Annotated in this window: 15 protein-coding genes; 9 read left to right on the forward strand and 6 right to left on the reverse strand. The window is 67.0% G+C overall.

Features of this window, described 5'->3' with window-relative positions:
• The first annotated feature begins 88 nt into the window (after positions 1 to 88).
• The 3 genes from ASD28_RS14175 (at position 89) to ASD28_RS14185 (ending at position 7,029) form a co-directional block, all read left to right on the forward strand.
• Positions 89 to 2,419 (forward strand): sialidase family protein, encoded by a 2,331-nt coding sequence (locus tag ASD28_RS14175; protein ID WP_056128848.1) that lies wholly within the window; start codon positions 89 to 91, stop codon positions 2,417 to 2,419.
• Between the two features lie 297 nt (positions 2,420 to 2,716).
• Entirely contained in the window at positions 2,717 to 5,059 is a 2,343-nt protein-coding gene (locus ASD28_RS14180) for a hypothetical protein (protein ID WP_056128851.1), read from the forward strand.
• 59 nt (positions 5,060 to 5,118) lie between these two features.
• Entirely contained in the window at positions 5,119 to 7,029 is a 1,911-nt protein-coding gene (locus tag ASD28_RS14185; RefSeq protein ID WP_056128853.1) for a sialate O-acetylesterase, read from the forward strand.
• Positions 7,030 to 7,042: 13 nt separating this feature from the next.
• Here the strand turns inward: ASD28_RS14185 and ASD28_RS14190 are convergent, their stop codons facing one another.
• Positions 7,043 to 7,843: a LytTR family DNA-binding domain-containing protein gene (locus tag ASD28_RS14190; protein ID WP_056128949.1), complete on the reverse strand. Its 801-nt coding sequence runs from the start codon at positions 7,841 to 7,843 to the stop codon at positions 7,043 to 7,045.
• A gap of 2 nt (positions 7,844 to 7,845) precedes the next feature.
• Positions 7,846 to 8,958 (reverse strand): sensor histidine kinase, encoded by a 1,113-nt coding sequence (locus tag ASD28_RS14195; RefSeq protein WP_056128856.1) that lies wholly within the window; start codon positions 8,956 to 8,958, stop codon positions 7,846 to 7,848.
• A gap of 114 nt (positions 8,959 to 9,072) precedes the next feature.
• On the opposite strand from ASD28_RS14195, the gene ASD28_RS14200 reads away from it, so the two are divergent.
• The 3 genes from ASD28_RS14200 (at position 9,073) to ASD28_RS14210 (ending at position 13,210) form a co-directional block, all read left to right on the forward strand.
• On the forward strand, positions 9,073 to 10,038 hold the full coding sequence (locus ASD28_RS14200) for a ribonuclease Z (protein ID WP_056128860.1): 966 nt from the start codon (positions 9,073 to 9,075) through the stop codon (positions 10,036 to 10,038).
• Between the two features lie 263 nt (positions 10,039 to 10,301).
• The gene (locus ASD28_RS33190; protein WP_056128861.1) at positions 10,302 to 12,644 is read left to right on the forward strand and encodes a family 43 glycosylhydrolase; all 2,343 of its coding nucleotides are present in this window, start codon (positions 10,302 to 10,304) and stop codon (positions 12,642 to 12,644) included.
• Positions 12,645 to 12,655: 11 nt separating this feature from the next.
• The gene (locus ASD28_RS14210) at positions 12,656 to 13,210 is read left to right on the forward strand and encodes a PEP-CTERM sorting domain-containing protein (protein ID WP_162252937.1); all 555 of its coding nucleotides are present in this window, start codon (positions 12,656 to 12,658) and stop codon (positions 13,208 to 13,210) included.
• 5 nt (positions 13,211 to 13,215) lie between these two features.
• Here ASD28_RS14210 and ASD28_RS14215 read toward each other — a convergent pair whose 3' ends face one another.
• Positions 13,216 to 13,941, reverse strand: a complete 726-nt coding sequence (locus tag ASD28_RS14215; RefSeq protein WP_056128867.1) for a siderophore-interacting protein — start codon at positions 13,939 to 13,941, stop codon at positions 13,216 to 13,218.
• Between the two features lie 95 nt (positions 13,942 to 14,036).
• Here ASD28_RS14215 and ASD28_RS14220 point away from each other — a divergent pair, with 95 nt between their 5' ends.
• Positions 14,037 to 14,456 carry a MarR family transcriptional regulator gene (locus tag ASD28_RS14220; protein WP_229412094.1) on the forward strand — a complete coding sequence of 140 codons (420 nt, stop codon included), beginning with the start codon at positions 14,037 to 14,039 and terminating at the stop codon, positions 14,454 to 14,456.
• Here the strand turns inward: ASD28_RS14220 and ASD28_RS14225 are convergent.
• Positions 14,453 to 15,517, reverse strand: coding sequence for an oxidoreductase (locus tag ASD28_RS14225; protein ID WP_056128873.1), 1,065 nt, complete (start codon positions 15,515 to 15,517; stop codon positions 14,453 to 14,455). The genes ASD28_RS14220 and ASD28_RS14225 overlap by 4 nt on opposite strands.
• 22 nt (positions 15,518 to 15,539) lie before the next feature.
• Positions 15,540 to 16,799 carry an ROK family transcriptional regulator gene (locus ASD28_RS14230; RefSeq protein WP_082577233.1) on the reverse strand — a complete coding sequence of 420 codons (1,260 nt, stop codon included), beginning with the start codon at positions 16,797 to 16,799 and terminating at the stop codon, positions 15,540 to 15,542.
• A 453-nt stretch (positions 16,800 to 17,252) separates the two neighbouring features.
• On the opposite strand from ASD28_RS14230, the gene ASD28_RS14235 reads away from it, so the two are divergent.
• Positions 17,253 to 20,285, forward strand: coding sequence for a TonB-dependent receptor (locus ASD28_RS14235; protein WP_229412093.1), 3,033 nt, complete (start codon positions 17,253 to 17,255; stop codon positions 20,283 to 20,285).
• A 544-nt stretch (positions 20,286 to 20,829) separates the two neighbouring features.
• A complete protein-coding gene (locus ASD28_RS14240; RefSeq protein ID WP_056128878.1) occupies positions 20,830 to 23,172 on the forward strand; it encodes a glycoside hydrolase family 31 protein in 2,343 nt (780 codons plus the stop codon).
• Between the two features lie 57 nt (positions 23,173 to 23,229).
• Here ASD28_RS14240 and ASD28_RS14245 read toward each other — a convergent pair whose 3' ends face one another.
• Positions 23,230 to 23,676, reverse strand: a complete 447-nt coding sequence (locus ASD28_RS14245; RefSeq protein ID WP_229412092.1) for a DoxX family protein — start codon at positions 23,674 to 23,676, stop codon at positions 23,230 to 23,232.
• Positions 23,677 to 23,683 lie beyond the last annotated feature (7 nt).

Raw genomic sequence — 23,683 nt, forward strand, 5'->3', positions numbered from 1 at the left:
GGAAAAGTGTGAGTATTAGACTGCGTTAAGGTTTATTAACTCTTTTGTGCAAAGCGTTAATGTACCGTCTAATAACACTGGAGATATCATGAAACGGAAACCGAACATCATCATCATCCCGGCCTTGCTCGCAGCACTCCTCGCCGGCTGCAGCGGCGGCAGCACGACCCCGGGCGCGACGGGCACGGCCGCCCCGGTCCTCGCCGCGACCGTCGGCTCGGCCACCAGCTGGACGAGCGTGAAGTGGGGCGGCGGCGGCTACGTCACCGGCCTGGTCTACCACCCGCGCAATGCGAGCCTGCTGTACGCCCGCACCGACGTGGGCGGCGCCTACCGCTGGGATGCGGCCACGGCGAAGTGGATCCCCATCACCGACGGCATCGGCTGGGGCGGCGGCGAAGGCCGGTTCCACGGCGTCGAAAGCCTGGCCCTCGATCCGAACAACGACCAGCTCGTCTACATGATGACCGGCGACAGCGTGAACAACGACACGCCCGGCCGCATCTACATCTCCAGCGACCGCGGCAACACCTGGACGCACTACGACCTGCCGTTCTCGATCGGCGGAAACGACGACGCCCGGGCCTATGGCGAACGCCTGGCGGTCGACCCGCAGAATCCGACGACGCTGATGTACGGTTCGCGCAAGTCCGGCATCTGGAAGAGCACGGACTCGGGCCATACCTGGAACCAGGTCACGGGGTTTGCGACCAAAATGGTGCTCCAGGGGCCGAACCTGTACGGCGTCGAGCAGATCATCTTCGATACCCCGTTCGTGCAGAGCCAGAACGCGTCGCCGACCCAGATCGTCTGGGCCACCGTCGCCTCCGACTACGCGCAGGCCGCGGGCCTGGGCTCGACCCTGTACAAGTCCACCAACGGCGGCGCCACATGGGCGCCCGTCGCGGTCCCGTCCAACGTGGCCGGCTACGATATTCCCCACGTCGTGCGTTCGGCCGACGGCAACTTCTACATGGCGTTCCGCGCGCACCCGAATACGGCCGCGGGCGCCCAGGCCCAGGGTGCCGGCGGCCCCAGCTATCTCTACAAGTTCGGCGCCAGCAACAATGGCATTTGGAACCAGCTCAAGTTCGACGCCAACGTCGGCTTCGCCGGCCTGTCCGTGTCCGGCACCGGCCCGACGACCCGCATCGCCCTGGGCGTGACCGGCTGGGCCGACTCGAACCAGCTCATCCAGTTGTCCGATAACGACGGCCTCGCCTGGCACGAAGCCGAAGCCAACATGCCGCATACCGGCATCGCCGCGGGCGACTGCGCCGGCTGGGTCGAGGGCGTCGCGATCGACCCCGCCAACCGCGACCACATCATGCACATCCACGGCGGCGGCATCTGCGAAACCACGAATGCCTCGGCCAGCACGCCCACCTGGAGTCCCAAGGTCGCCAACCTCGAGGAGACCGTCACGCTGTCCCTCGTCACGGCGCCGGCCGGCGCGCCTTACAAGTTCATCAATAGTGCGGGCGACATCGGCACCTGGGCGCAGACCGACCTCGCGACGCGGCCGACGCGCGGCCCCATGAACTGGTGGAGCAGCGGTAACGCGGCCGACCTGGCGTGGTCCGACCCGACCTACATCGCCGCCTCCGGCGTCGACAACAAGAACGGCCACGTCGTCAAGGCATTCTGGTCGGGCGACGCCGGCAGCAGCTGGAACCCGTTCGCGTCCCTGCCCACCGGCGCCGCGGCCAGCCAGAGCCACGTGCAGAGCATCGCGGTCACGTCGCGCAACAACCTGGTCTGGGCACCGCCCGATGCGGTGCCGTCGTACAGCACGAACAGCGGCGCAAGCTGGACCGCGACCAACCTGCCGGCATTCACCGCCGTCTGGAACGGCTTCCAGCGCGCCTATCGCGTGGTCGCGGACCGCGTGAATCCGAGCAAGGTCTATGCGTTCGATTCCGGCGGTGCGCCGTGGAGCAGCGAGCCGGGCAAGGTTTATATCTCGTACGACGGCGGCCATAACTTCGGGCTGAGTGGGATGTGGGGTGCGCAGGCCATGGCGCCGAACGCCTGGGGGGACACGGCCATGGTCGTCAACCCGAACGCCGAGGGCGACATCTGGGTGACCGACGGCAATGCCCTGTACCACTCGGTGAATTCGGGCTGGAACTGGGTGCAGGTCGGCTCGTTCGCGTCCGCCAACGGCACGAAGGGCGCCACCAAGGTCGCGCTGGGCAAGGCACTGGCCGGCGCGTCGTACTCGGCCGCGATCTACGTGGAAGGCACGCTGAACGGCCAGTGGGGCATCTTCCACTCCGACGACGGCGGCGCCACCTGGGCGCGCTTCAACGACGACAACCACCAGTTCGGCGACTCCGGCGTGATGGCGGGCGACTGGAACACGTACGGCCGGCTCTACGTCAACGGTGCCGCCCGCGGCATCATCTACAGCAACTGAGCAATACGACCTTGAGGCAAACCAAGACCGCTGCAGAACGGGAACGATCTGTAGCGGTTTTGTCGTTCATTTCCTGTTACGTCTCCTGTAACCGTGAGTTGTGTTGACAGTTGAAAAATACGGGCATTAAACTCTTTAATGTTTGTTAATAAAAACGATACAGCACATTAATGTGTTCCGATCGGGGATGTCCAGGAGAACGACACAGTAGTCACCATAACGAGTGCCGGCACACGCATGCGGGCGCAGCCAGGACGGCGGAGCTACGTTCTCAGCCAATCCAATAGAGGAGATCTCATGCATCGGAAGCACCTGTTCATCATCTCGGCCGCGGTTGCGGCGTTCGTCGCGGGCTGCAGCGGCGGCGACCGCGCCGCCGGCCCATCGGCCACGGCGCAAGGCCCCGTCCTTGCCGCCACCGTCGGCTCGGCCACGAGCTACACGAGCGTGAAGTGGGGCGGCGGCGGCTACGTCACCGGCCTCATCTACCATCCGACCAGCTACAACGTCATGTACGCCCGTACCGACGTCGGCGGCGCCTACCGCTGGAACGGGGGCGGCTCGTGGACGCCCATCACCGACGGCATCGGGTTCGGCGGGGGCGACGGCGCCTACCACGGCGTCGAAAGCATTGCCGTCGATCCGACCAACGACAACAAGGTCTACCTGGTCACGGGCATCACGTCGCACGACTGGCAAGGCACCCCGATCAACGGCCGCATCTATGTCTCGGGCGACCGCGGTGCCAGCTGGACGCATTACGACCTGCCGTTCCCGGTGGGCGGCAACGAGAATGCCCGCGCCATCGGCGAACGCCTGAAGGCCGACCCCACCAACCCGTCGACGCTGTTCTACGCCTCGCGCACGGCCGGCCTGTGGAAGAGCACGAACTCGGGCCAGACCTGGACCCAGACCGGGTTGTCGAGCAAGGTGCTGTCGGCCAGCGAGATCCAGGGGCTGGGTAGTTCTCCGGTGGGCGTCGAGCAGATCATGTTCGACAACTCGAACGTGGGCGGCGGGGCGACGACGTGGATCATGTACGCCGCCATCGCGCCGGACTACGTGCAGAAGGCGGGCCTGGCCTCGACCCTGTACAAATCCGTCAACGGCGGCGCCTCGTGGACGCCGGTGGCGGTGCCGTCCAGCGTGTCCGGCTACTACGTCCCGCACATGGTGCGCACCAGCGACGGCAACTACTACGTGGTGTTCAACCAGAACGCCGGGCAGGGCGCCGGCGGTCCCGGCTACCTCTACCGCTTCGGCGGCGTGAGCTTCAACGAGTCGTGGACCCAGCTCGCCACCACCACGCAGGGCGGCTACGGCGGCGTGTCCGTCTTCGGCACCGGCTCGACGGCCCGCATCGCGCTGGCCGTGACCGGTACCTGGAGCGCCGGCCAGCCGGTCGTCCAGCTGTCCGACAACGGCGGCGCCCCCGGGACCTGGCGCGAAATCGCGGACGGCATGACGCATTGGGGCGGCGGGTACAGGGGCTGGGTGGACGACATCGAGATCGATCCGACCAACAAGGATCACATCCTGCACATCCACGGCGGCGGCGTCTGGGAAACCTGGAACGCGTCGGCCACCAACCCGAGCTGGGACGCTCCGGTCAACAACCTCGAGGAAACCGCGACCCTGGCGCTCGTCACGCCGCCGGCAGGTGCGTCGTACAAGTTCGTCAACAGCGCGGGCGATATCGGCAACTGGGTCCAGACGGACCTCGCGACGACGCCGACCCGGACGCCCAACAGCGCCTGGGGCAACGGCGACGCCGCCGACGTGTTGTGGTCCGATCCGAACTACATCGTCGCTGCCGGCATCGTCTCCGGCTCGCCGACGGTCCCCTACGGCGCCTGGTCCGGCGACAGCGGCAATACGTGGTCGAACTTCGCATCGCTGCCCGCCGGCGCCTCCACCAACTTCGCCGACACGGTGAGCATGGTGACGACCTCGCGCAACAACATCGTCTGGGCGCCCGCCAACTCGATCCCGTCCTGGACCACGAACAACGGTGGCAGCTGGACCCAGGCCAGCGGACTGCCCACGCCGAACGGCGGCCTGAATAACGCCTATCGCCTGGTCGTCGACCGCCAGAGCCCGAACAAGGTCTACGCCTTCGATGGGGGCGGCGCGTCGTGGAACGGCACGACGGGCAAGGTCTACCAGTCGACCGACGGCGGCCATTCGTTCGCGCTGGTCCAGGGTTCGGTCGCGGCGAACTTCGCCCCGAACGACTTCGGGCTCACGACGATGGTGGGCAATCCCAACGCTGCGGGCGACCTGTGGGTGGCAGACGGCAACGCCGTGTACCACTCGACCAATTCGGGCGCGAGCTGGACCAAGCTCTCCGGCTTCGCGACGGTCGCCGCCAGCGGCTCGACGGGGGCGCTGCAAGGCGCCACCAGGATCGCGCTGGGCAAGGCGCAGGCAGGCTCGTCGTACTCGGCCGCGGTCTACGTCGTGGGCACGCGGGGCGGCGTGTGGGGCATCTGGCACTCCGACGATGGTGGCGCAACCTGGGCGCGCTTCAACGATGACGCCCACCAGTACGCGGGCATCGGCGTGATCGCGGGGGACTGGAACACGTACGGACGCGTCTACTTCAGCGGCAACGGCCGTGGCGTGATCTATACTAACTGAGCAGTATCGACCGCCGCGGCTCCGGCCGCGGCGGTTTTTTTTCATCGAAACGACACACCATGAAGCAGACCTTCCTCTTACTCGCACTCGCCGCCTGCGTGCCGGCGCACGCGGCCGACCTCGGCCTCGCCCGTATCTTTTCCGACCACGCCGTGCTGCAGCGCGACCAGCCCATTGCCGTGTGGGGCACGGCGGGCGCGGGCGGCAAGGTCACGGTGACCCTGGGCGGCCGGACGGCGAGCGCCAGCGCCGACGCGCAGGGCAAGTGGAAGGTGCAGCTGCCGCCGCAACCGGCGGGCGGGCCGTACGCGCTGACCGTGGCCTCGGACGGGCGGGAAGTCAGCCGCGCCGACATCCTGCTCGGCGACGTCTACCTGTGCTCGGGCCAGTCGAACATGGAATTCCTCCAGCGCGCGTCGACGAACGCCATCGGCGCCACCTATACCGCGCAGAACGACCGCATCCGCTACCTGAACGTCCCGCGCAACAGCGCGCTGGCGCCGCAGGACGACCTCCTCGCGCCGGCCGCATGGACGCCGATGAACGCGGACACCATCGGCGACGCCTCCGCCGTCTGCTACTACATGGCCCGTTCGCTGCAGGCGGACTACAAGGTGCCGGTCGGCTTCATCCAGGCCAGCTGGGGCGGCACGACGATCCAGGGCTGGATCGGGGCGGAGTCGCTGCGCACCTTCGGCGACTACAAGACCGGTATCGACCTCGTGGCGCAATACGGCACGGATCCCGCGGCCGCGCAGCGCGCCCAGGATGCGCGCACGGAAGCCTGGTGGCGCGCGCACGACCCGGCGACGGCCGCGCAGCGCGCCTTTGTCGCGCCGGACTTCGACGACAGCGCCTGGGAGAGCGCGACGCCGGCGGGCTCCGGTGTCGACGGCGTGACGTGGTACCGCACGACCGTCACGCTGACGGATGCGCAGGCGCGGGCGGCGAACGCGCTGCACCTGGGCCCCGTCGACACGTACGACACCACCTGGGTCAACGGCCAGCGCGTGGGCGGCGCCGGGCTGGCCTGGCTGGGGCGCGACTATACGGTGCCCGCGGGCGTGTTCAAGCCGGGCCGCAACGTGATCGTCCTGCGCGTCCTGGGCAGCGGCGGCATGACGGGCGCGCCGGCCAACCGCACCATCGGTTTGAGCGACGGCCAGACGATCCCGCTGCCGGCCGCGTGGAAGGTCCGGCGCGGCAGCGCGCTGAAGGGGCTCGCCGTGCCGCCGGCGCCATGGGACATGCTGACGAGCTACACGACGCTGTACAACGGCATGATCGCGCCGCTGGTCGGCTACAAATTCAAGCTGGCGGCGTGGTACCAGGGCGAGGCGAATGCCGACGCGGCGGACGAATACCGCAGCCTGCTGCCCATGCTGATGCGCGACTGGCGCCAGCGCTTCGGCCAGCCCGCGCTGCCCTTCCTCGTCGTGCAACTGACGTCGTACGGCGCGACGCCGACGGCGCCGGGCGATTCCACATGGGCCGAGCTGCGCGCGGCGCAGGCCGACACCGTCGCGCACGACCCGCACGCGGGGCTGGCCGTCACGCTCGACGTGGGCGACCGCTTCGACATCCACCCGACCCAGAAGACGGTTGTCGGCGAGCGTCTCGCGCGCGCGGCGCGCGCCGTCGCGTACGGCGCGAAGACGGCGCCCGGCAGCCCCACGGCCGTCGCGGCGGCGCGCGAGGGCAAGGACATCGTCGTGACGTTCCGGGACACGGGCGGCGGCCTCAAGACGTATTCGGCCGACCGCGCGATCGGTTTCGAGGTGTGCGCGGGCAAGGCGTGCCGCTATGCCGACGCGCGCGTGGCCGGCGACCGGATCGTGCTGCCCGGTGCGGGCAGGGCCGGCACGCAGGGCGTCACGCACGTGCGCTACGCGTGGGCCGACGCGCCGTTCGTGAACCTGTTCGGCGGCGACGGCCTGCCGGCCGCGCCGTTCCGGCTCGAAGTTCGCTGACCTTCAGCGCTGATCACATCTGCTTGAACAGGTGCGCGAACAACGGGCTGACGCGGAGCTTGTCGGTCCGGTTGCGCAGGTGCAGCGTCAGCTTGCCGGCGTCGTCGCGGCTGGCGCTCGTCACGTGCCGCATGTTGACGATGGCGCCGCGGCTGATCTGGCGGAACTGGTCCGGATCGAGCTGGGGCAGCAGGTCCTTCAGGCTCAGGCGGATCAGCGCGTCGCCGTCGCTGCTGGCCACGTTCACGTACTTGTCGAGCGCCTGGAAGTACAGCACCTCCTGCACGGGAATCATGCGGATGATGTTGCCGACGGCCGCGCGGATCACCGTCAGGCGCTCGGCCGGCGCCGCGGCGGCCGGGAGCAGCGCGCGCATCTGCTCGACGAGTTGCGCGAGGCCGTCATCGGCCGGCGCGTCCCGCAGCGTGAGCGCCTGCAAACGCTCGACGGTGCGCGCCAGGCGCGTGTCGCTCACCGGCTTCATCACGTAATCGACGGCGGCCTGCTCGAACGCCTGCACCGCGTAATCGTCGTACGCCGTCACGAACACGATGTGCGGGAACGGACGCGCACCCTCCCAGCGCTCGGCCAGTTCCTGCGCCGCTTCCAGGCCTGTCTGGCCCGGCATCTTGATGTCCAAAAACAGGACGTCCGGCTGCAGTTCCAGCGTCTGCTGCACGGCGGCGACGCCGTTCGGCGCGGTGCCGGCGATCTCGAGTTCGGGCCACAGGCGCCGCAGCGTCGCGGCAAGCGTGGCGGCGAGGATCGGTTCGTCCTCGGCGATCAGGGCGCGGACGGTCGCGGGTGTGGTCATGCTCATGCGGTCTCCAGGGGAAGCGTCAATCGGGCCAGCACGCCGTGCGGCTGGGCGGGAATGAGGGTCAGGGCGGCGCGCGCGCCGTACAGCACCTGCAGGCGTTCGCGGGTCGTCGTCACGCCGACGCCGGTGCCCTTGGCCGCGGTCTGCGTGTCGTCCAGGCCGAGGCCCGTGTCGCAGACGCAGATCTCGAGCAGGCCGGCGCGCGCGCTCGCCTCCACGGTCACGGTGCCGCCTTCGATCTTCGGCTCGAGGCCGTGGATGATGGCGTTTTCCACGAGCGGCTGCAGCAGCATCGCCGGCAGCCGCGCATTCCGCAGTTCGGCGGGCAGGATGCAGCGGTACGCGAGGCGCGCACCCATGCGCACGGCCATCAGGCCGAGATAGGCTTCGGCCGCCTCGAATTCCTGGGCCAGCGTCGTCGTCTCGGCGCGGGTGGCGGACAAGGTGGCGCGCAGGTACTGGATCAGGTGATCCAGCATCTGGCTCGCCTGTTGCGGATCGATGGCGATCAGGCCCTGCAGGTTCGCCAGCGTATTGAACAGCATGTGCGGCTCGATCTGGGCCTGCAGCAGCCGCAGTTGCGCCTGCAGGGCCTGGCGTTCGATGGTCTCGGCGCGCGCCTTGGCCTCGGTGCGTTCCAGCTTGATGCGCTCGACCCGTTCGCGGTTCAGGATCAACAGGGCCATCGCGCAGATGGCGAGGAATGTGAGGCCGACCATGCCTTTCTCGCCGTGGTCGTTGGGGTAGTCGGCGAAGTTCGGCAGCGGCCGGCCCAGCATCAGGCTCCCCAGCGAGATGCCGGAAAGATGCGCGACGGGCGCCATCATGACGAGCGCCACGACGCACGGCACCAGCCAGCGCCGGCGCCGCGCGGGATCGTCGAGCAGGGTGAAGCGCAGGCCGTCGAGGACGACCAGCCCCACCAGGCCGACGCAGAGCGAGTACACCATCTGGTCGTACAGCTCGAACGTCCTGCCGTTGACGAGCGTGATCAGGACGGCGATCAGCACGCAGACGATGACGGTCAGGCCGACGTCGTCGGCGATACGGCGCAGGAGCGGCCGGTGCGTGCCCGGCGCCGGCGGGAAGAAGCGGGTGAAAGTATTCATGCCGGAATTGTGCCGCCGGGGGCGGGCGGCGGCAACCCGGCTGCGACGAAACCGCCTTGGGGCCGACCGAAACGGGGCATAATCGGACCGAAACCACTGATTGGCCCATCCAGCATGGAATTCCAGTTTCTCGGCACCTCGTCCGGCACCCCGAGCAAGACCCGCAACGTGAGCGGCCTGGCCCTCCGGGGGCCGGGCGGAGGCTGGTCGCTCGTCGACTGCGGCGAAGGCACGCAGCACCGCATCCTGGATACGCCCCTGTCGCTGCACGACCTGCGCGCCATCTTCATCACCCACCTGCACGGCGACCACTGCTACGGCTTGCCCGGCCTGCTGGCCAGCGCCGGCATGCTGAACCGCACGGCCCCGCTGGCCCTCGTCGGCCCGCCGCTGCTCCGCACCTTCATCGACGGCGTGATGGCGACGAGCGAACTGGGTCTGCCGTATCCGCTCGACTACATCGCCGTCGACAGTCTCGCCGGCACGCCCGTCCTGCCCGACCTGGCCGTGGACGCCATCGCGCTGTCGCACCGGATACCGTCCTGGGCGTACCGCTTCACGGAGCGCACGGTGGAGCGCAAGCTGGATGCGGCCCGCCTGCGCGCGGCCGGCATCGCACCAGGCCCCGTCTGGGGCGCACTGCAGCAGGGCCTCGATGCCGTGCTGGACGACGGCCGCGTGCTGCATGCGGCCGACTGGCTGCTGGCGCCGCGCAAGGCGCGCACGGTCATCGTGGGCGGCGACAACGACGACCCGTCGCTGCTGCTGGAGGCGGCGCGCACGGCCGAGGTGCTGATCCACGAGGCGACCTACACGGAAGAGGTGCTATTGAAAGTGGGGCCGGGGCCGATGCACAGCTCCGCGCTGCGGGTGGCGCGGATGGCGCAGGCGGCCCGGTTGCCGAACCTCGTGCTGACCCATTTCAGTCCCCGCTACCAGGACGGCGCAGGGCCGTTGTCGATGGGCGCGCTGGAGGCGGAGGCGCGCGGGGTGTACGCGGGCAGCCTGTTCCTCGCGCGCGACTTCGACCGGTACGTGCTGGGCCGCGACGGCACGCTGGCCGCAAAATATTTTTTGTAACACGCAAAAAAAACTGCGATATCTTTTTTGGTTTTCGAATCGATTCCATTCCAAAAAAAGTTATCGCGGATTCCCTCATCGATCATCATATTTTTTATTTGCGACCTTAAATCCGTTTTTTTGGAATCGCAGCTGTTTCTCTGCTGAAATCTGTAAATTATCCGGTCGAATCAGTGACTTAGATACGCTGCCGGCCCTGTTGCAAAGCATTTGAAAATGCCGCATTCTCCGTCCGCAACCATAATTATTAGACGGAGACTACAGTGAACAAACCCTTGTCCCTGGCGGGATTGGGCGCGCTATTCGCGTCCTGCTTCATCGCCGCCAATGCATTTGCCCAGGCGGGCGCCACGCTCCCCACGTTCCAGAACGCGTCCGTGCACGACCCGTCGGTGCTCAAGGCCGGCGACACGTTCTACGTGTTCGGCTCGCACCTCGCGTCGGCCAAGTCGAAGGACCTCATGAAGTGGACGCAGATGACGGACGGCGTCAGCGCCACCAATCCGCTGTTCCTGAACGGCTCGAAGAATGTCTACACGGAGCTGGCCGAGACCTTCGCATGGGCGAACACGACGACCCTGTGGGCGCCGGACGTGCGCCAGCTCGCGGACGGCAAGTACTACATGTACTACGACGCCTGCCAGGGCGACGCGCCCCGGTCCGCGCTGGGCATCGCCGTCGCGAACAGTCCGGAAGGCCCGTACGTCAACAAGGGCGTGATCCTGAAGTCGGGCATGTGGGGCCAGGCGAGCTACGACGGCACGGTCTACGACGCGCTGAAGCACCCGAACACCGTCGACCCGAACGTCTTCTTCGACAACGCGGGCAAGCTGTGGATGGTCTACGGCTCGTACTCGGGCGGCATCTTCATCATGCAGATGAACCCCGCCACCGGCTTCCCGTATCCGAACCAGGGCTACGGCAAGCGCCTCACGGGCGGCAACCACTCGCGCATCGAAGGCGCGTACATCATGTACAGCCCGGCCACGTCGTACTACTACCTGTTCACGTCGTTCGGCGGCCTCGATGCCAACGGCGGCTACAACATGCGCGTCGCGCGCTCGACCAATCCGGACGGTCCGTACTACGACGCCCAGGGCAATGCGATGGCGAACGTGAAGTCGGATCCGAGCAAGCCGCTGTTCGACGACGCGTCGATCGCGCCCTACGGCGTCAAGATGATGGGTAACTTCCTGTTCGAGCGCAAGCTGGGCGAGGCGGGTACCGGCATCGGCACGGGCTATGTCTCGGCAGGCCACAACTCGGCCTGGTACGACCCGGCGACCGGCAAGCACTTCCTGATCTTCCACACGCGCTTCCCGGAACGCGGCGAGCAGCACGAGGTGCGCGTGCACCAGATGTTCATGAACGCGGACGGCTGGCCCGTCGTGGCGCCGTACCGCTACGCGAACGAGACGGCGGCGACCGTGCGTCCGGAATTCGTGTTCGGCGATTACCTGTACGTCAACCACGGCAAGGACATCACGGCGACCATCAAGAAGTCGCAGCTGATCACGCTGAACGCCAACGGCAGCATCACCGGCGCAGTGACCGGCACGTGGCGCAGGATGGGTACCAACCAGGTCGAGATCAACCTGCCGGGCGCGTCGACGTACAAGGGCGTGCTGCTGACGCAGTGGGACGAGACGTCGAAGTCGTACGTGACGACGTTCACTGCGTCGTCGCGCGAAGGCGTCGCCATCTTCGGCAGCCGCCTGATCCCGCGCACCGACATGCAGGTCGCGACCGCCATCTACAATGAGCTGAGCCTCGGCGCCACGACGGCCGTCACGGGTAACCTCGCGTTGCCGACGAGCGCGGCCCGCAATGCCGTCATCAGCTGGACGTCGTCGAACCCGGCGGTGGTCAGCAACACGGGCGTCGTGACGACGCCGGCCAGCGGGGCCGTGAACGTCACGCTGACCGCGCGCATCACGAAGGGCACGGCCACCCTGGCGAAGACGTTCACCGTCACCGTGCGCAAGCTGGGCGGTCTCGTCGCGTACTACGCCTTCGACGGCAATCTCGCGGATTCGAACGGCGCCTTCGCGGCCGGCTCGGTCAGCGGCGGCAAGATCGACACGGCGGGCGGCAGCCTGACGTACGGCGCCGGCATGCGCGGCAACGCGGCCGTGTTCGACGGCGCGACCGGCGTGCGCCTGCCGAACGGCCTGATCTCGTCGAACACGTACACCGTCGCGATGTGGCTGAAACCCGCGCAACTGACGGCGTTCACGACGACGTTCTTCGGCGCGCGCACGACGGATTCGTGGGTCAGCTTCCTGCCGATGGGGCATGGCGGCGTGGGCGGCGCGTCGATGCTGTGGTCGGGCGCCGCCTGGTACGACGCGGGACTGGGCATGAACATCCCCGTGAACCAGTGGTCGCACGTGGCGTTCACCGTCAACAACGGCGCTGTCAACGTGTACGTGAACGGCGTCAAGCGCTTCTCCGGCACGAACTTCCCGAACGTGTTCACGACGACGACCGGCACCTTCGCGCTGGGCGTGAATTACTGGGACACGCCGTACAAGGGCGCGATCGACGAACTGCGCATCTATAACGCGGCCCTGAGCGATGCCGAAGTCGCCGGAATCGCACACTGAAAGGGATGGACATGAAGAAGACGATCATCGGCCTGCTGGCCATGGCGACTTGCGCGCTGGCGCATGCGACGGTCATCCATTTCGACGACCTGTCGGGAGACGAGTCGCTGCCCATCGACGCCGGCTACGCGGGCTTCAACTGGGACAACATGGGGACCGTCAGCGCCGCCGCGTATCCGGGCAGCGGCTTCGAGGCGGGCGCCGTGTCGCAGTCGAACGTCGCCTATAACTGGTACGGCAACCCTGCGACGATCACGAAGGCGGACGGCAACGCGTGGGAGTACACGGGCGCGTGGTTCACGTCGGCGTGGGTCGACCAGGAGATCTCGTTCGAAGGCTGGCGCAACGGCCAGCTGCTGTTCGCGTCAAGCGCGTTCACGCTGGACACGACGGCGCCGCGCTGGATCCAGCTCGACTGGGCCGGCATCGATACGCTCGTCGTTTACAACAGCAGCCCGACGGCGTGGGCGATGGACGAGTTCACGGTGCCGGAACCGGGGTCGCTGGCCTTGATGGGCGTGTCGCTGGCCGGGTTGATGACGGCGCGGCGCCGGCGCAAAGCCTGACATCGTTATTCGAGGTTCTCGTGGTGCTCGGCGACGCCCTGTTTCCAGTACGCCGACACCCGCGTCGCCTCGCGCGGCACGCCCTGTTGGTTCAGCACCTGGCGCACCCGCGCCATCAATGACGCTTCGCCGCCGCCCCACGCGAATCCGCGGCCGGGCGGCAGCGCGAGCGCCTGCAGATCGGCGACGAGCGCCTCCGGCGTATCGAACCAGCGCAGGTCCACGTCGGCCGCACCGGCGAACACGCGCCGGTCGGCCGGCGCCGCGTGCACGAGCACGATCGCCCGGCTCCCGCCCGGCAGTTCTTCCAGCCGCCGCGCGATGGCGGGCAGGGCGGTCGCGTCGCCCGTCAACAGGTGCCAGTCGAGTTTCAACGGCACGATCATCGAACCTTTCGGCCCGCCGAGGAGGGCGCGCTGCCCCACCACCGCGTTGCGTGCCCAGTCGGACGCCTTGCCGTCGCCGTGCAGCGCGAACTCGATCGTGAGTTCCAGGGCTTCGCGGCTGAAGCGCCGTGGGGTATAGTCGCGCCTCACCTGCTCTCCCTCCGCGTCCGGGAACATGAACTTGACGTGGTCGTCGAACGACAAGGACGTGAAATCGGCCAGCGCGTCGCCCGTGAAGGTGATGGCGGCGAAGCCGTCGCCCAGGCGTTCGATGCGCGCCACGGTAAGGTCGCGCAGCTTGAGTTCGTGGCGTACGCGGCGTACGAAGTGATCCGCAGTCTGCATCGTTGCTCCAATTAGTTGATAATGTCACCTACCTGCCCATTATGCGAAATATAGTTGATGAAGTCAACCAAAATCCTCCATCGCCCGCGCTCGAGGTGCTGGAACGTGTCCACGCGATCATGCACCTGTACCGTTCGGCCCAGCAGCGCAGCCTGCGCGCGGGGCCGCACGACCTGGCGCACATGGAGATCAAGGTACTGGGTTTCTTCGCGCGCCGGCCCGGTGCGACGCAGAGCGACCTCGCCGCGCATTCGGGACGCGACAAGGCGCAGCTGGCGCGCCTGATCCGCGGCCTGCGCGACCGCGGGCTGCTCGACGCGATCGCGGACGAGACGGACAAGCGCAGCACGCGGCTGTCGCTGTCGGAGGCGGGCAAGGCGATGTTCGCGGCGCTGCACCGCCATGACGGCGCGCTGGCCGAGACGGCGCTGGAGGGGATTGCGGAGGCGGACCGCGCGACCCTGCTCGACTTGCTGGAGCGGGTGCGCGCGAACCTGGAGGCAGGGCAGGCTTAAGCCGGGATGTCGGACAGCAGCACTTCGCGCCGTTCCGCGGCGCTGAGGCGGCCGGCATCCAGCAGGCGCATGACGGTCAGCGCCTGGTGCGCCGGCACGGGATTCGGCGCCTTGCCGAGCAGCGCGTCGCGGATGCCGGCGTAGTACGACGGGTACGCGCCGTTTTCGGTCGGCAGCGGCGCCGGCGCCACCTTGCCGTCGCGCTGGACGGCCAGCACGCCGGTTTCCCCGTCGACGCCCCACGCGGCCGCATCGCCGCTGGGCATGCGGCCCGCGATCAGGTCCGCTTCCTGCGGGTCGAGGCTCTGCTTGACCCAGCTCCCGTTCAATCCATGCAGCGCCACGCGCGGGCGCGCGACGGCGGCCAGCATGCTCGCGCCGAGGTCCACGCGCAGGCCGTCCGCATAGCGCAGGCGCGCCTGGAACTGGTCTTCGCAGCGGCCGCCGGGACGCAGGACCGGCAGGTCGGCCTCGATGGCGAGCGGCTCGCCGAAATACAGCAGGGCTTCGTCGATCAGGTGCGGGCCCAGGTCCATCCAGATACCGCCGCCGGCCTCCACCTCTTCCTTCCAGCGCGCCTGCGGTTGCGGGCGGAAGCGGTCGAAGTGCATCGCGGCATGGCGGACCTGTCCCAGCGTGCCGTCGGCCAGCAGGCGCAGCGCGGTGCGCGTCGTGCTGTCCCAGCGGCGGTTGTGATAGACGCTCAGCAGCAAACCCTGGTCCTCGGCCAGGCGCACGAGTTCCGCGGCCTGTGCGGCGGTATCCGTGAACGGCTTGTCGACGACGACGTGCTTGCCGGCTTCCAGCGCGGCCTTCGCCAGCGGATAGTGCGTCACGTTCGGGCTGGCCAGCACGACGAGGGCGACGTCCGGATCGGCGAGGAGGGCGGCCGGCTCGGCATGGACGGCGACGGCGCCGAGGTCGGCGCGTACCTTGTCCGGATTGCGGCTGGAGACGGCGGCGATGGCGAGGCCCGGGGTCGTGCGCAGCAGCGGCGCGTGGAAGACCTGGCCGGCGAAGCCATAGCCGATGAGTCCAACATTGATCGTGTCAGCGGTCATTCTATTCCTTGTGATGGTGCGGTCAGTGCGACAGCGCGAGTCCGGCCGGACGGGTGGCCGTAGCGCGGCCGGTCTCGCGCTCGATGCGCAGCACGTCGAGCGGACGCGTGACGCGGTAGCGCGCGAGCGCGGCGGCGCCCACGGCGACGGCCTGGGCGCCGAAGTGCGAGGTGCGGATGTCGGGCGGCGACAGCATGGCGGCGTGCGCATAAGCGGCCAGCACGTGCCGCGCGGGTTCGATGAAGGTGTCGCCCAGTTGCAGCGCGGGGCCGCCGATGACGATCGCCATCGGGTCGAAGCCGGCCCACAGGTTGTTCAGCAGGATGCCGAGCTGGCGGCCGGCCGCGTCCACGGCGGCGCAGGTCGCCGGGTCGCCGTCGGCCACGCGCCGGAACAGGTTTTCCAGCGCCGGATGGCTGGGACGTTCGCGGCCCAGCAGCGAGCCGAGGCCGATCAGCGCGTCGGCGCAGCCGCGCCGGCCGCACTGGCACAGCGGGCCGCCGGCCTGCAGGATCGCGTGGCCCACCTCGCCGGCATAGCCGTGCAGGCCCGTCAGCAGGCGGTCGTTGACGATCACGCCGGCGCCCACGCCATACCCGATCGACAGGTAGATCAGGGGATCGGTGCCCGACTGGTCGGCGAATTCGAATTCGCCCAGCGCCGCCACGTTCGCCTCGTTCTGCATGTACAGCGGCAGCCCGTCCAGCGGCGAGCCGGCGACGTGCGTCTGCACGATGCCGGCCACGTCGATGTCGCGCCAGCCCAGGTGCGGCGCGTGGCGCAGCAGGCCCAGGGCCTCGTCGACTGCCCCGTGCAGGCCGATGCCCACGCCGAGCACGCGCCGCGGCTTGCCGTGGCCGGCAGGGCGGGCGAGCCGTTTCGCCAGTTTCACGAGCGCGAGCGCAACGAGGCGGATGCAGGAGGCGGGATCGGCCGGGTCTTCGTACGTGAGGATGCGCGTGTCGAGCACTTCACCCAGCAGGTTCGTCGCGACGACGCGGGCCTCGTCCACGCCCAGGTCGGCACCCAGCAGGGCGAGCCGCGACGGGTCCAGGTGCAGGGGCGTGGCGCGCCGGCCCACTTCGCCCGTCACGAGCAGTTCGCTTTCCGTGAGCCAGCCTTCGTCGACCAGTTCGCGCACGAGGAGGCTGATCGTGGATTTCGTCAAACCCAGCACGTCGGCCAGCGCCGCGCGCGACAGTCCCGGCTGGATGCTGACCTGGCGAACCAGTGCCATGCGGTTCAGTTGCTTGAGGAGTTGCTGGTCACCGGTAACGGGCATGGGTGGGAAAAATCAAGTGGGTTGTGATGATTATGCAACAGATTGGAAAATTTTGTTGGTCATGCATTATGCATAATCATAACCCCCGCGCTGTCGGCTGGTGAAAAGTATAACGGGATGGGCTTTGTAGCGGTTCCGAACGAAGTGATTGATTTATCTATGAAATCGATTTCTTGAACAAAAACCGGGCATGGTCGTACGTATGTTACGTAATACATCATTCTCACGAATAACCACCGTCCAAACCGGTGCGCGGACGCCTCCGAAGCGTGCAAACTTTGGTTCGACCGATTGACCAATGGAAGTAATGTTCTTAATCTTAAACAAATGATGTCCGCTATCAGTGACCAAAGAGTCAATCCATGAAGCGGATACGCCAGGAGTAGTACCACCACCACGGACGTCGCCGCCCGGCGGGCGCGGCGTTTTTTTCGAGAGACGAGAGGAGACACAGTGCTGCACACCAAGAAGGTCTTTACCCACCACCTGAACACCAGGCACCGCCTGATCAGCCTCGCCGTTGCGAGCGCCTGCGCCGCCCTGGTCGCACCGGCATTCGCACAGGACGCGAGCAATGGTGCTTCCAATGGCATCGCATCGCCCAACGACCCGGCCGTCACCGCGCCGGTGCAGGGCGTCGCGACGAACACAGTCGTCGTGAAGGGTATCCGCGCCAGCATGCAGTCCACGCTGAACCTGAAGCGTAACTCCGATGGTATCGTCGACGGCATCGTCGCCGACGACATCGGCAAATTCCCCGACACCAACCTCGCCGAATCGCTGCAGCGCATTTCCGGCGTGTCCATCGACCGTTCGCGCGGCGAGGGCGCCAACGTCACCGTGCGCGGCGTCGGCCCCGACCTGAACGTCGTGCTGCTGAACGGCCGCCAGATGCCGACCGCCAGCCTGGCCGACCAGGCCGGCCGCGCATTCGACTTTTCGAACCTCGCTTCGGAAGCCGTGTCGCAGATCCAGGTGTACAAGAGCGCACGCGCCGACACGCCCCCGGGCGGCATCGGCGCCACGCTGAACATCATGACCGGCCGTCCGCTCGACCTGGGCAACCAGGCCAGCATCGGCGTCAAGGCCGTGTACGACAAGTCGAACAACAACCTGCCGTCCATCGACGCCGGCAAGAAGGTCACGCCGGAAGTCTCGGGCCTGTACAGCACCACGTGGAACGACGGCATGTTCGGCCTCGCCGTCACCGGCAGCTACCAGTCGCGCAACCTGGGCGTGAACCAGGCGGCCATCACCAACGGCTGGCTCGGCCCGTACAAGGGCAACACCGTCAGCGACGACCCGGGTCCGATCCCCGCGAACGGCGCCGGCGTGACGAATCCGCCGAAGGCGTCCGACATCTACCTGACGCCGCAGAACCTGTCGTACTTCGTGCGCGGCTCGCAGCGCCAGCGTACCAACGGCCAGCTGACGTTCCAGTTCCGCCCGGTCAAGGAACTGACGACCACGCTGGACTACACGTACGCGCAGAACAAGATCCAGACCAAGTACCACGAACTGTCGGTCTGGTTCAATCACCCGCTGAACGCCCAGACCAGCAGCTGGACCAACGGCCCGCTCGCATCGCCGATCTATTATGAAGAGCAGGTGAAGAACCAGGACTTGGCGATGAACGGCGGTAACTTCGCCACCAAGTCGACCCTGGACTCGATCGGCTTCAACACGCAGTGGCGCGCCTCGCCGGCCCTGCGCCTGTCGCTGGACATGCACCACTCGCAGGCCAAGGCCGAGAAGGACAGCCCGTTCGGTTCGAACAACGACCTCGCGACCGTCACCTTCAGCCGCAACACGACCGGCGTCGACTTCTCGCAGGAGATGCCGATCCTCGTCATCCCGGGCGGCGCCAACTACCAGGCCTCGCCGAACCAGGTGTCCGGTTCGTGGTTCCAGGATGGCCTGAACAAGATGAAGATCGACCAGATCCAGGCCGGCGGCAGCCTGAAGCTGTTCCAATCGTCGAACCTGAACTTCGGCCTGTCGCACACGAAGGTCAACAACCACTCCGTGTTCCAGCAGGTGCAGCGCGACACGTGGGCGGGCGGTACGTCGAACAACGCGGGCGTCGACTATGACCAGAGCCTGTGGCATGCCGACTCCATCAGCCAGTACTTCAGCAAGCTGGGTGGTTCGGGCGATCCGCGCATGTACAACCAGTTCATGCTGTTCGACTTCGCCAAGGTGCGCGACAACGCGATCAAGGTCACGGGCGACCAGGCCGGCTACACCCCGAGCCTCGCGAACCCGAGTTTCGACCGCACCACGATCGAGAAGACCAAGGCGTTGTACATGCAGTTCAACACCGACTGGGATACCGCGCTGCCGATGCACACCGGTATCGGCTTCCGCTACGAGAAGACCGACGTCGCCTCGACCGGCCTCGCCAAGCTGCCGGTCGGCGTGCGCTGGATCTCGCAGAACGAACTGCCGGTGGACTTCGGCAGCCAGGTCTTCCAGACCCAGCACGGCAACTACAGCAACTTCCTGCCGACCGTGGACTGGGACATGGACCTGCGTTCCGACCTGAAGGTGCGCGCGAGCTACGGCGTGTCGATCGGCCGTCCGCGCTACGACCAGATCCAGGGCGGTACCACGTACAGCTCGACGGCGGGCGTGACGGGCGTGACGGGCAGCAGCGGCAACCCGGCGCTGACGCCGGTGAAGTCGAAGAACCTGGACCTGTCGGCCGAGTGGTACTACACGAAGCAGAGCATGGTGTCGCTGGGCCTGTTCCACAAGGACCTGTCCGACTACGCAGGCCAGACCGTCGTCACGTCGCCGTCGCCGACGGCGCTGACGCCGGTGGGCGGCGCCTACTGGAAGTCCGCGATCGCGTCGGGCTGCGTGGCGACCGACACGACGTGCATGCGCGACTACATCCTGAAGAACTTCAACGGCCAGCCGGGCGTGACGTCGACGGGCATCAACGGCGAAGGGCACTACACCGGCACGATCACCGGCGTGCAGGGCGACCCGGCGCTGCCGTACCAGATCACGACGTACATCAACCAGAAGAAGGCCTCGCTGAAGGGTGCGGAAGTCAACTGGCAGCACATGTTCAGCAACGGCCTCGGCTTCCAGGCGAACTACACGTACGTGAAGTCGGACCTCAAGTACGACAACCTGGGCACGGGTAACCAGTTCGCGCTGGTCGGCCTGTCGAACTCCGCCAACCTGGTCGGTATCTACGAGGACGACAAGTGGTCGGTGCGCCTGGCCTACAACTGGCGCGGCGAGTTCCTGGCGAACGTGGCCGACAACGGCAAGCCGAACCCGCAATACGTCGAGCCGTACGGCCAGACCGACCTGTCGATCGGCTACAACGTCAACAAGAACCTGTCCGTGTCGCTCGAGGCGATCAACCTGACCGACTCGACCCAGCGCACGCACGGCCGCAGCGACCAGCAGGTGCTGCAGGTCACGACCGGCGGCCCGCGCTACATGCTGGGCGCGCGCTACAAGTTCTGATGAAGTGATGACGGCGCGGCACTGCCGCGTCGCCTGATCGAAGGGCCGTCCCAAGGGGCGGCCCTTTTTTGTCGCTCGAAATCGGGGTCAGCGAAATCGGGGTCAGAGCACATTTCGGATCAATATCTCGGCATGTAATAACGGAACCACGAGATGTGCCATCTTGCCGGCATGTGGTGCCGTCGCCCCCCGTCGGCGCCGCGGATATGTTCGTGCAAGACCTTGCTCCAAAAAGGGCTCTGACCCTGAATTTGCGCCGAAATGTGCTCTGACCCCGAATTGTCGGATGGTAGCGTATAGCAACGCATTATTTTCCTCCCTTCGGCGTTTTTAGCGATTGCGTATGTGATCGCTAACAGCGACAATAACAGTTCAACTATAACGCGCACGCCGCCGCTTCCGGCAGTACTGTGCCGAGGAGACGTCCGAAACCGCCCGCCGCGCGCGGGCCACGGGTCATACGGCCCGTAATGACAGCCTCTCCGGCCCATCGCCGCCACCCGCGAACGCGTCGCCCGATTTACCCCCTGCGATAGAGGACTGGATGAGACTTACCCTGCACCGCACGCTGATTGCGCTAACATCGGCGCTCGCCATCGTACCCGCGGCCTTCGCCGCTCCGCTGACCACCCTGGACCGCAACGGCGCCTGGGTGTCGGTGGAAGCGTATGGCCCGAACATCGTCCACGTGACGATCGCCGTCGACAAGGACGAAGTCCTCAAGGGCCCGGGCTACGGCATCCTGAAGAAGAACGCGGACAACGGCGCGTTCCGCCACGCCGCGGGCCAGGACGGCGACACGTTCACCTCCAATGGCATGACCGTGCACGTGAACGCGGCACCGCCGGCGCGCACGCCGAGCCAGCCGGAGAAATACTTCGCGCCGTCGCTGGCGCCGGTGGGCCTGCAGGTCAAGAACGCCAAGGGCGAGCAGATCCTCGAGATGCAGGGCTGGGAGATGTCGCCGCAGACCGTCTCCGGCGAGAAGACGTACCAGGTCGGCGCATCGTTTGCCGCCGCCCGCGACGAGCATTATTACGGCATGGGCCAGAACCAGGAATCGACGGGTCCCCTGGACCTGCGCGGCCGCACGCTCGAGTGCAAGCACTGGTACGACGCGCCGACCGGCGAATCCGTGTGCGTGCCGTTCATGGTGTCGTCGAAGGGCTACGGTATCGTGTGGGACAACCCGTCGGCGACGCGCTTCAACGCGGGCATCCACGGACGCACGAGCTTCCAGTCGAACGTCGGCGAGCGCGTGTCGTTCTTCGTCATCACGGGCAAGACCACCGACGAGATCTACTCGGGCTACGCGCGCCTGACTGGCAAGACGCCGATCCCGCCGAAGGCCGCGTTCGGCCTGATCCAGTCGAAGGCGCGCTACGACAGCCAGCAGGAAGTGCTGCGCGTCGCGAACACCTATCGCCAGAAAAAATACCCGCTCGACGTGATGGTCGTCGACTGGTTCTACTGGACCCGCATGGGCCAGATGGACATCAACCCGGCCGAGTTCCCGGACCCGGACGGCATGAACAAGCAGCTGCACGACATGGGCATGCAGTCGATCGTCTCGATCTGGCCGCGCTATGAAACGGCGGGCCGCTACTTCAACGAGCTGGATGCGAAGGGCTATCTGCTGAAGGACAAGGACGGCAAGACCGTCGACGGCCTGCCGTTCCGTTCGGACCGCACCGGTGGCCTGATCGACGCGACCAATCCGAAAGCGCGCCAGTGGTTCTGGGAGAAATCGCGCGACAACATCCTGTCGCACGGCTTCGACTACCCGTGGCTGGACGAGACCGAACCGGACCTCGTCCCGGACGGCTACTTCTACTCGATCGGCTCGGGCGACCGTTACCACAACCTGTTCCCGCTGCTGCACGTGGAAGGCTTCGCCGACAATATGCGCACGTGGAAGCCGAACAAGCGCGTGCTGATCCTGTCGCGCGCCGCCTACCTCGGCTCGCAGCGCACGGGCGCGCTGTTCTGGTCGTCGGACGTGAACGCGACGTGGGAAGCGCTGCAGCGCCAGATCCCGACGGGCCTGAACATGACGGCGTCCGGCATCGCGCTGTGGGGTAACGACATCGGCGGCTGGCAGGCGATTCCGGGCAAGAGCGACGGCACCAAGCCGCCGCTGCTCGATCCGTCGGATGCGCGCGACGTCGTCGGCCAGAACGACGACTATCCGGAGCTGCTGACCCGCTGGTTCCAGTACGGTACGTTCCTGCCCACGCTGCGCCTGCACGGCCAGCACAAGCACACGGACATCTGGTCCTTCGGCAAGCAGGCGGAAACCATCCTGGCCCGCTACGATACGCTGCGCTACCAGCTGATCCCGTACATCTACAGCCAGGCCAAGTTCACGCACGACACGGGCGCACCGTTCATGCGCGCCCTGTGGATGGACTTCCCGAACGACCCGAACGTCGCCAACATCGGCACGCAATACATGTTCGGCCCGGCGTTCCTGGTGGCGCCGGTGACGGAGCAGGGCCAGACGGAGAAGAACGTCTATCTGCCGGCCGGCACCGACTGGTACAACTTCTGGACCGACGAGAAGCTCGCCGGCGGCCAGTGGGTCAAGGTCGCCGCACCGATCTCGCAGATCCCGGTGTTCGTGAAGGCCGGTTCGATCGTCCCGTTCGGCACCGAGATCCAGTCGACCGCGACGAAGCAAGGCATCGCTTCGGTCAAGGTCTACCCGGGCCGCGACGCGTCCTTCGACCTGTATGACGACGACGGCGTGTCGTACGACTACGAGAAGGGCAAGGGCACGACGACCCGTCTGCAGTGGAACGACGGTGCCGGCAAGCTCGAGGCCCGCGGCGGCGATGCGAACCTGGCGAAGAACCTGCCGTCGCTCATGAAAGTCGTCGGCAAGTAATCGCGGTACCCATGGTGGGCACGTTTCATTCGAGGCCCTCGGCCTCGAATGCCCACCCTACGGCCGCGTCGGATGCGTAGGGTGGGCTCCCCGAGCCCGCCAATTCCCTGTTACCCGGTCCAGCGACCAATTCCCACCTCCCTTCGCCACCAGCGGCAACAGCAGCGCCGCCCAGCTCAAATGCGTCGGCCACGCATCCGGATACACGAAGATCTCGATCACGGCCGTCATCCCCAGCAGCGCCAGCGCCGCGCCCCGCGTGCCCAGTCCCAGCACGAGCAGCAGCGGGAACACGTGTTCCGCCGCCGCCGCCATCTGCGCCGCCAGTTCGGGCGGAATCAGCGGCAGCGCATACTCGGACCGGAACAATTCGTACGTCGACGCCTTGATCGTGAACAGGCCCTGCACCTTCGTGCGCCCGGACAGGAAGAAGATCGCGGCGACGGCCACGCGGTCGAGCAGCAGCAGCGTGGCGTCGGGCAGCAGGCGGGCAGTATTCAGCATGGTGGTT

Origin of the sequence: Massilia sp. Root133, assembly GCF_001426525.1 — a bacterium.
GTDB lineage: Bacteria > Pseudomonadota > Gammaproteobacteria > Burkholderiales > Burkholderiaceae_D > Telluria > Telluria orientalis.

Coding starts and splice junctions, on each gene's coding strand:
- ASD28_RS14175 (WP_056128848.1), top strand. CDS start 89: ATGAAACGGAAACCGAACATCATCATCATCCCGGCCTTGCTCGCAGCA.
- ASD28_RS14245 (WP_229412092.1), bottom strand. CDS start 23,676: ATGCTGAATACTGCCCGCCTGCTGCCCGACGCCACGCTGCTGCTGCTC.
- ASD28_RS14195 (WP_056128856.1), bottom strand. CDS start 8,958: ATGAATACTTTCACCCGCTTCTTCCCGCCGGCGCCGGGCACGCACCGG.
- ASD28_RS14215 (WP_056128867.1), bottom strand. CDS start 13,941: ATGCAGACTGCGGATCACTTCGTACGCCGCGTACGCCACGAACTCAAG.
- ASD28_RS14225 (WP_056128873.1), bottom strand. CDS start 15,517: ATGACCGCTGACACGATCAATGTTGGACTCATCGGCTATGGCTTCGCC.
- ASD28_RS14190 (WP_056128949.1), bottom strand. CDS start 7,843: ATGACCACACCCGCGACCGTCCGCGCCCTGATCGCCGAGGACGAACCG.
- ASD28_RS14185 (WP_056128853.1), top strand. CDS start 5,119: ATGAAGCAGACCTTCCTCTTACTCGCACTCGCCGCCTGCGTGCCGGCG.
- ASD28_RS14180 (WP_056128851.1), top strand. CDS start 2,717: ATGCATCGGAAGCACCTGTTCATCATCTCGGCCGCGGTTGCGGCGTTC.
- ASD28_RS14240 (WP_056128878.1), top strand. CDS start 20,830: ATGAGACTTACCCTGCACCGCACGCTGATTGCGCTAACATCGGCGCTC.
- ASD28_RS14230 (WP_082577233.1), bottom strand. CDS start 16,799: ATGCCCGTTACCGGTGACCAGCAACTCCTCAAGCAACTGAACCGCATG.
- ASD28_RS14210 (WP_162252937.1), top strand. CDS start 12,656: ATGAAGAAGACGATCATCGGCCTGCTGGCCATGGCGACTTGCGCGCTG.
- ASD28_RS14200 (WP_056128860.1), top strand. CDS start 9,073: ATGGAATTCCAGTTTCTCGGCACCTCGTCCGGCACCCCGAGCAAGACC.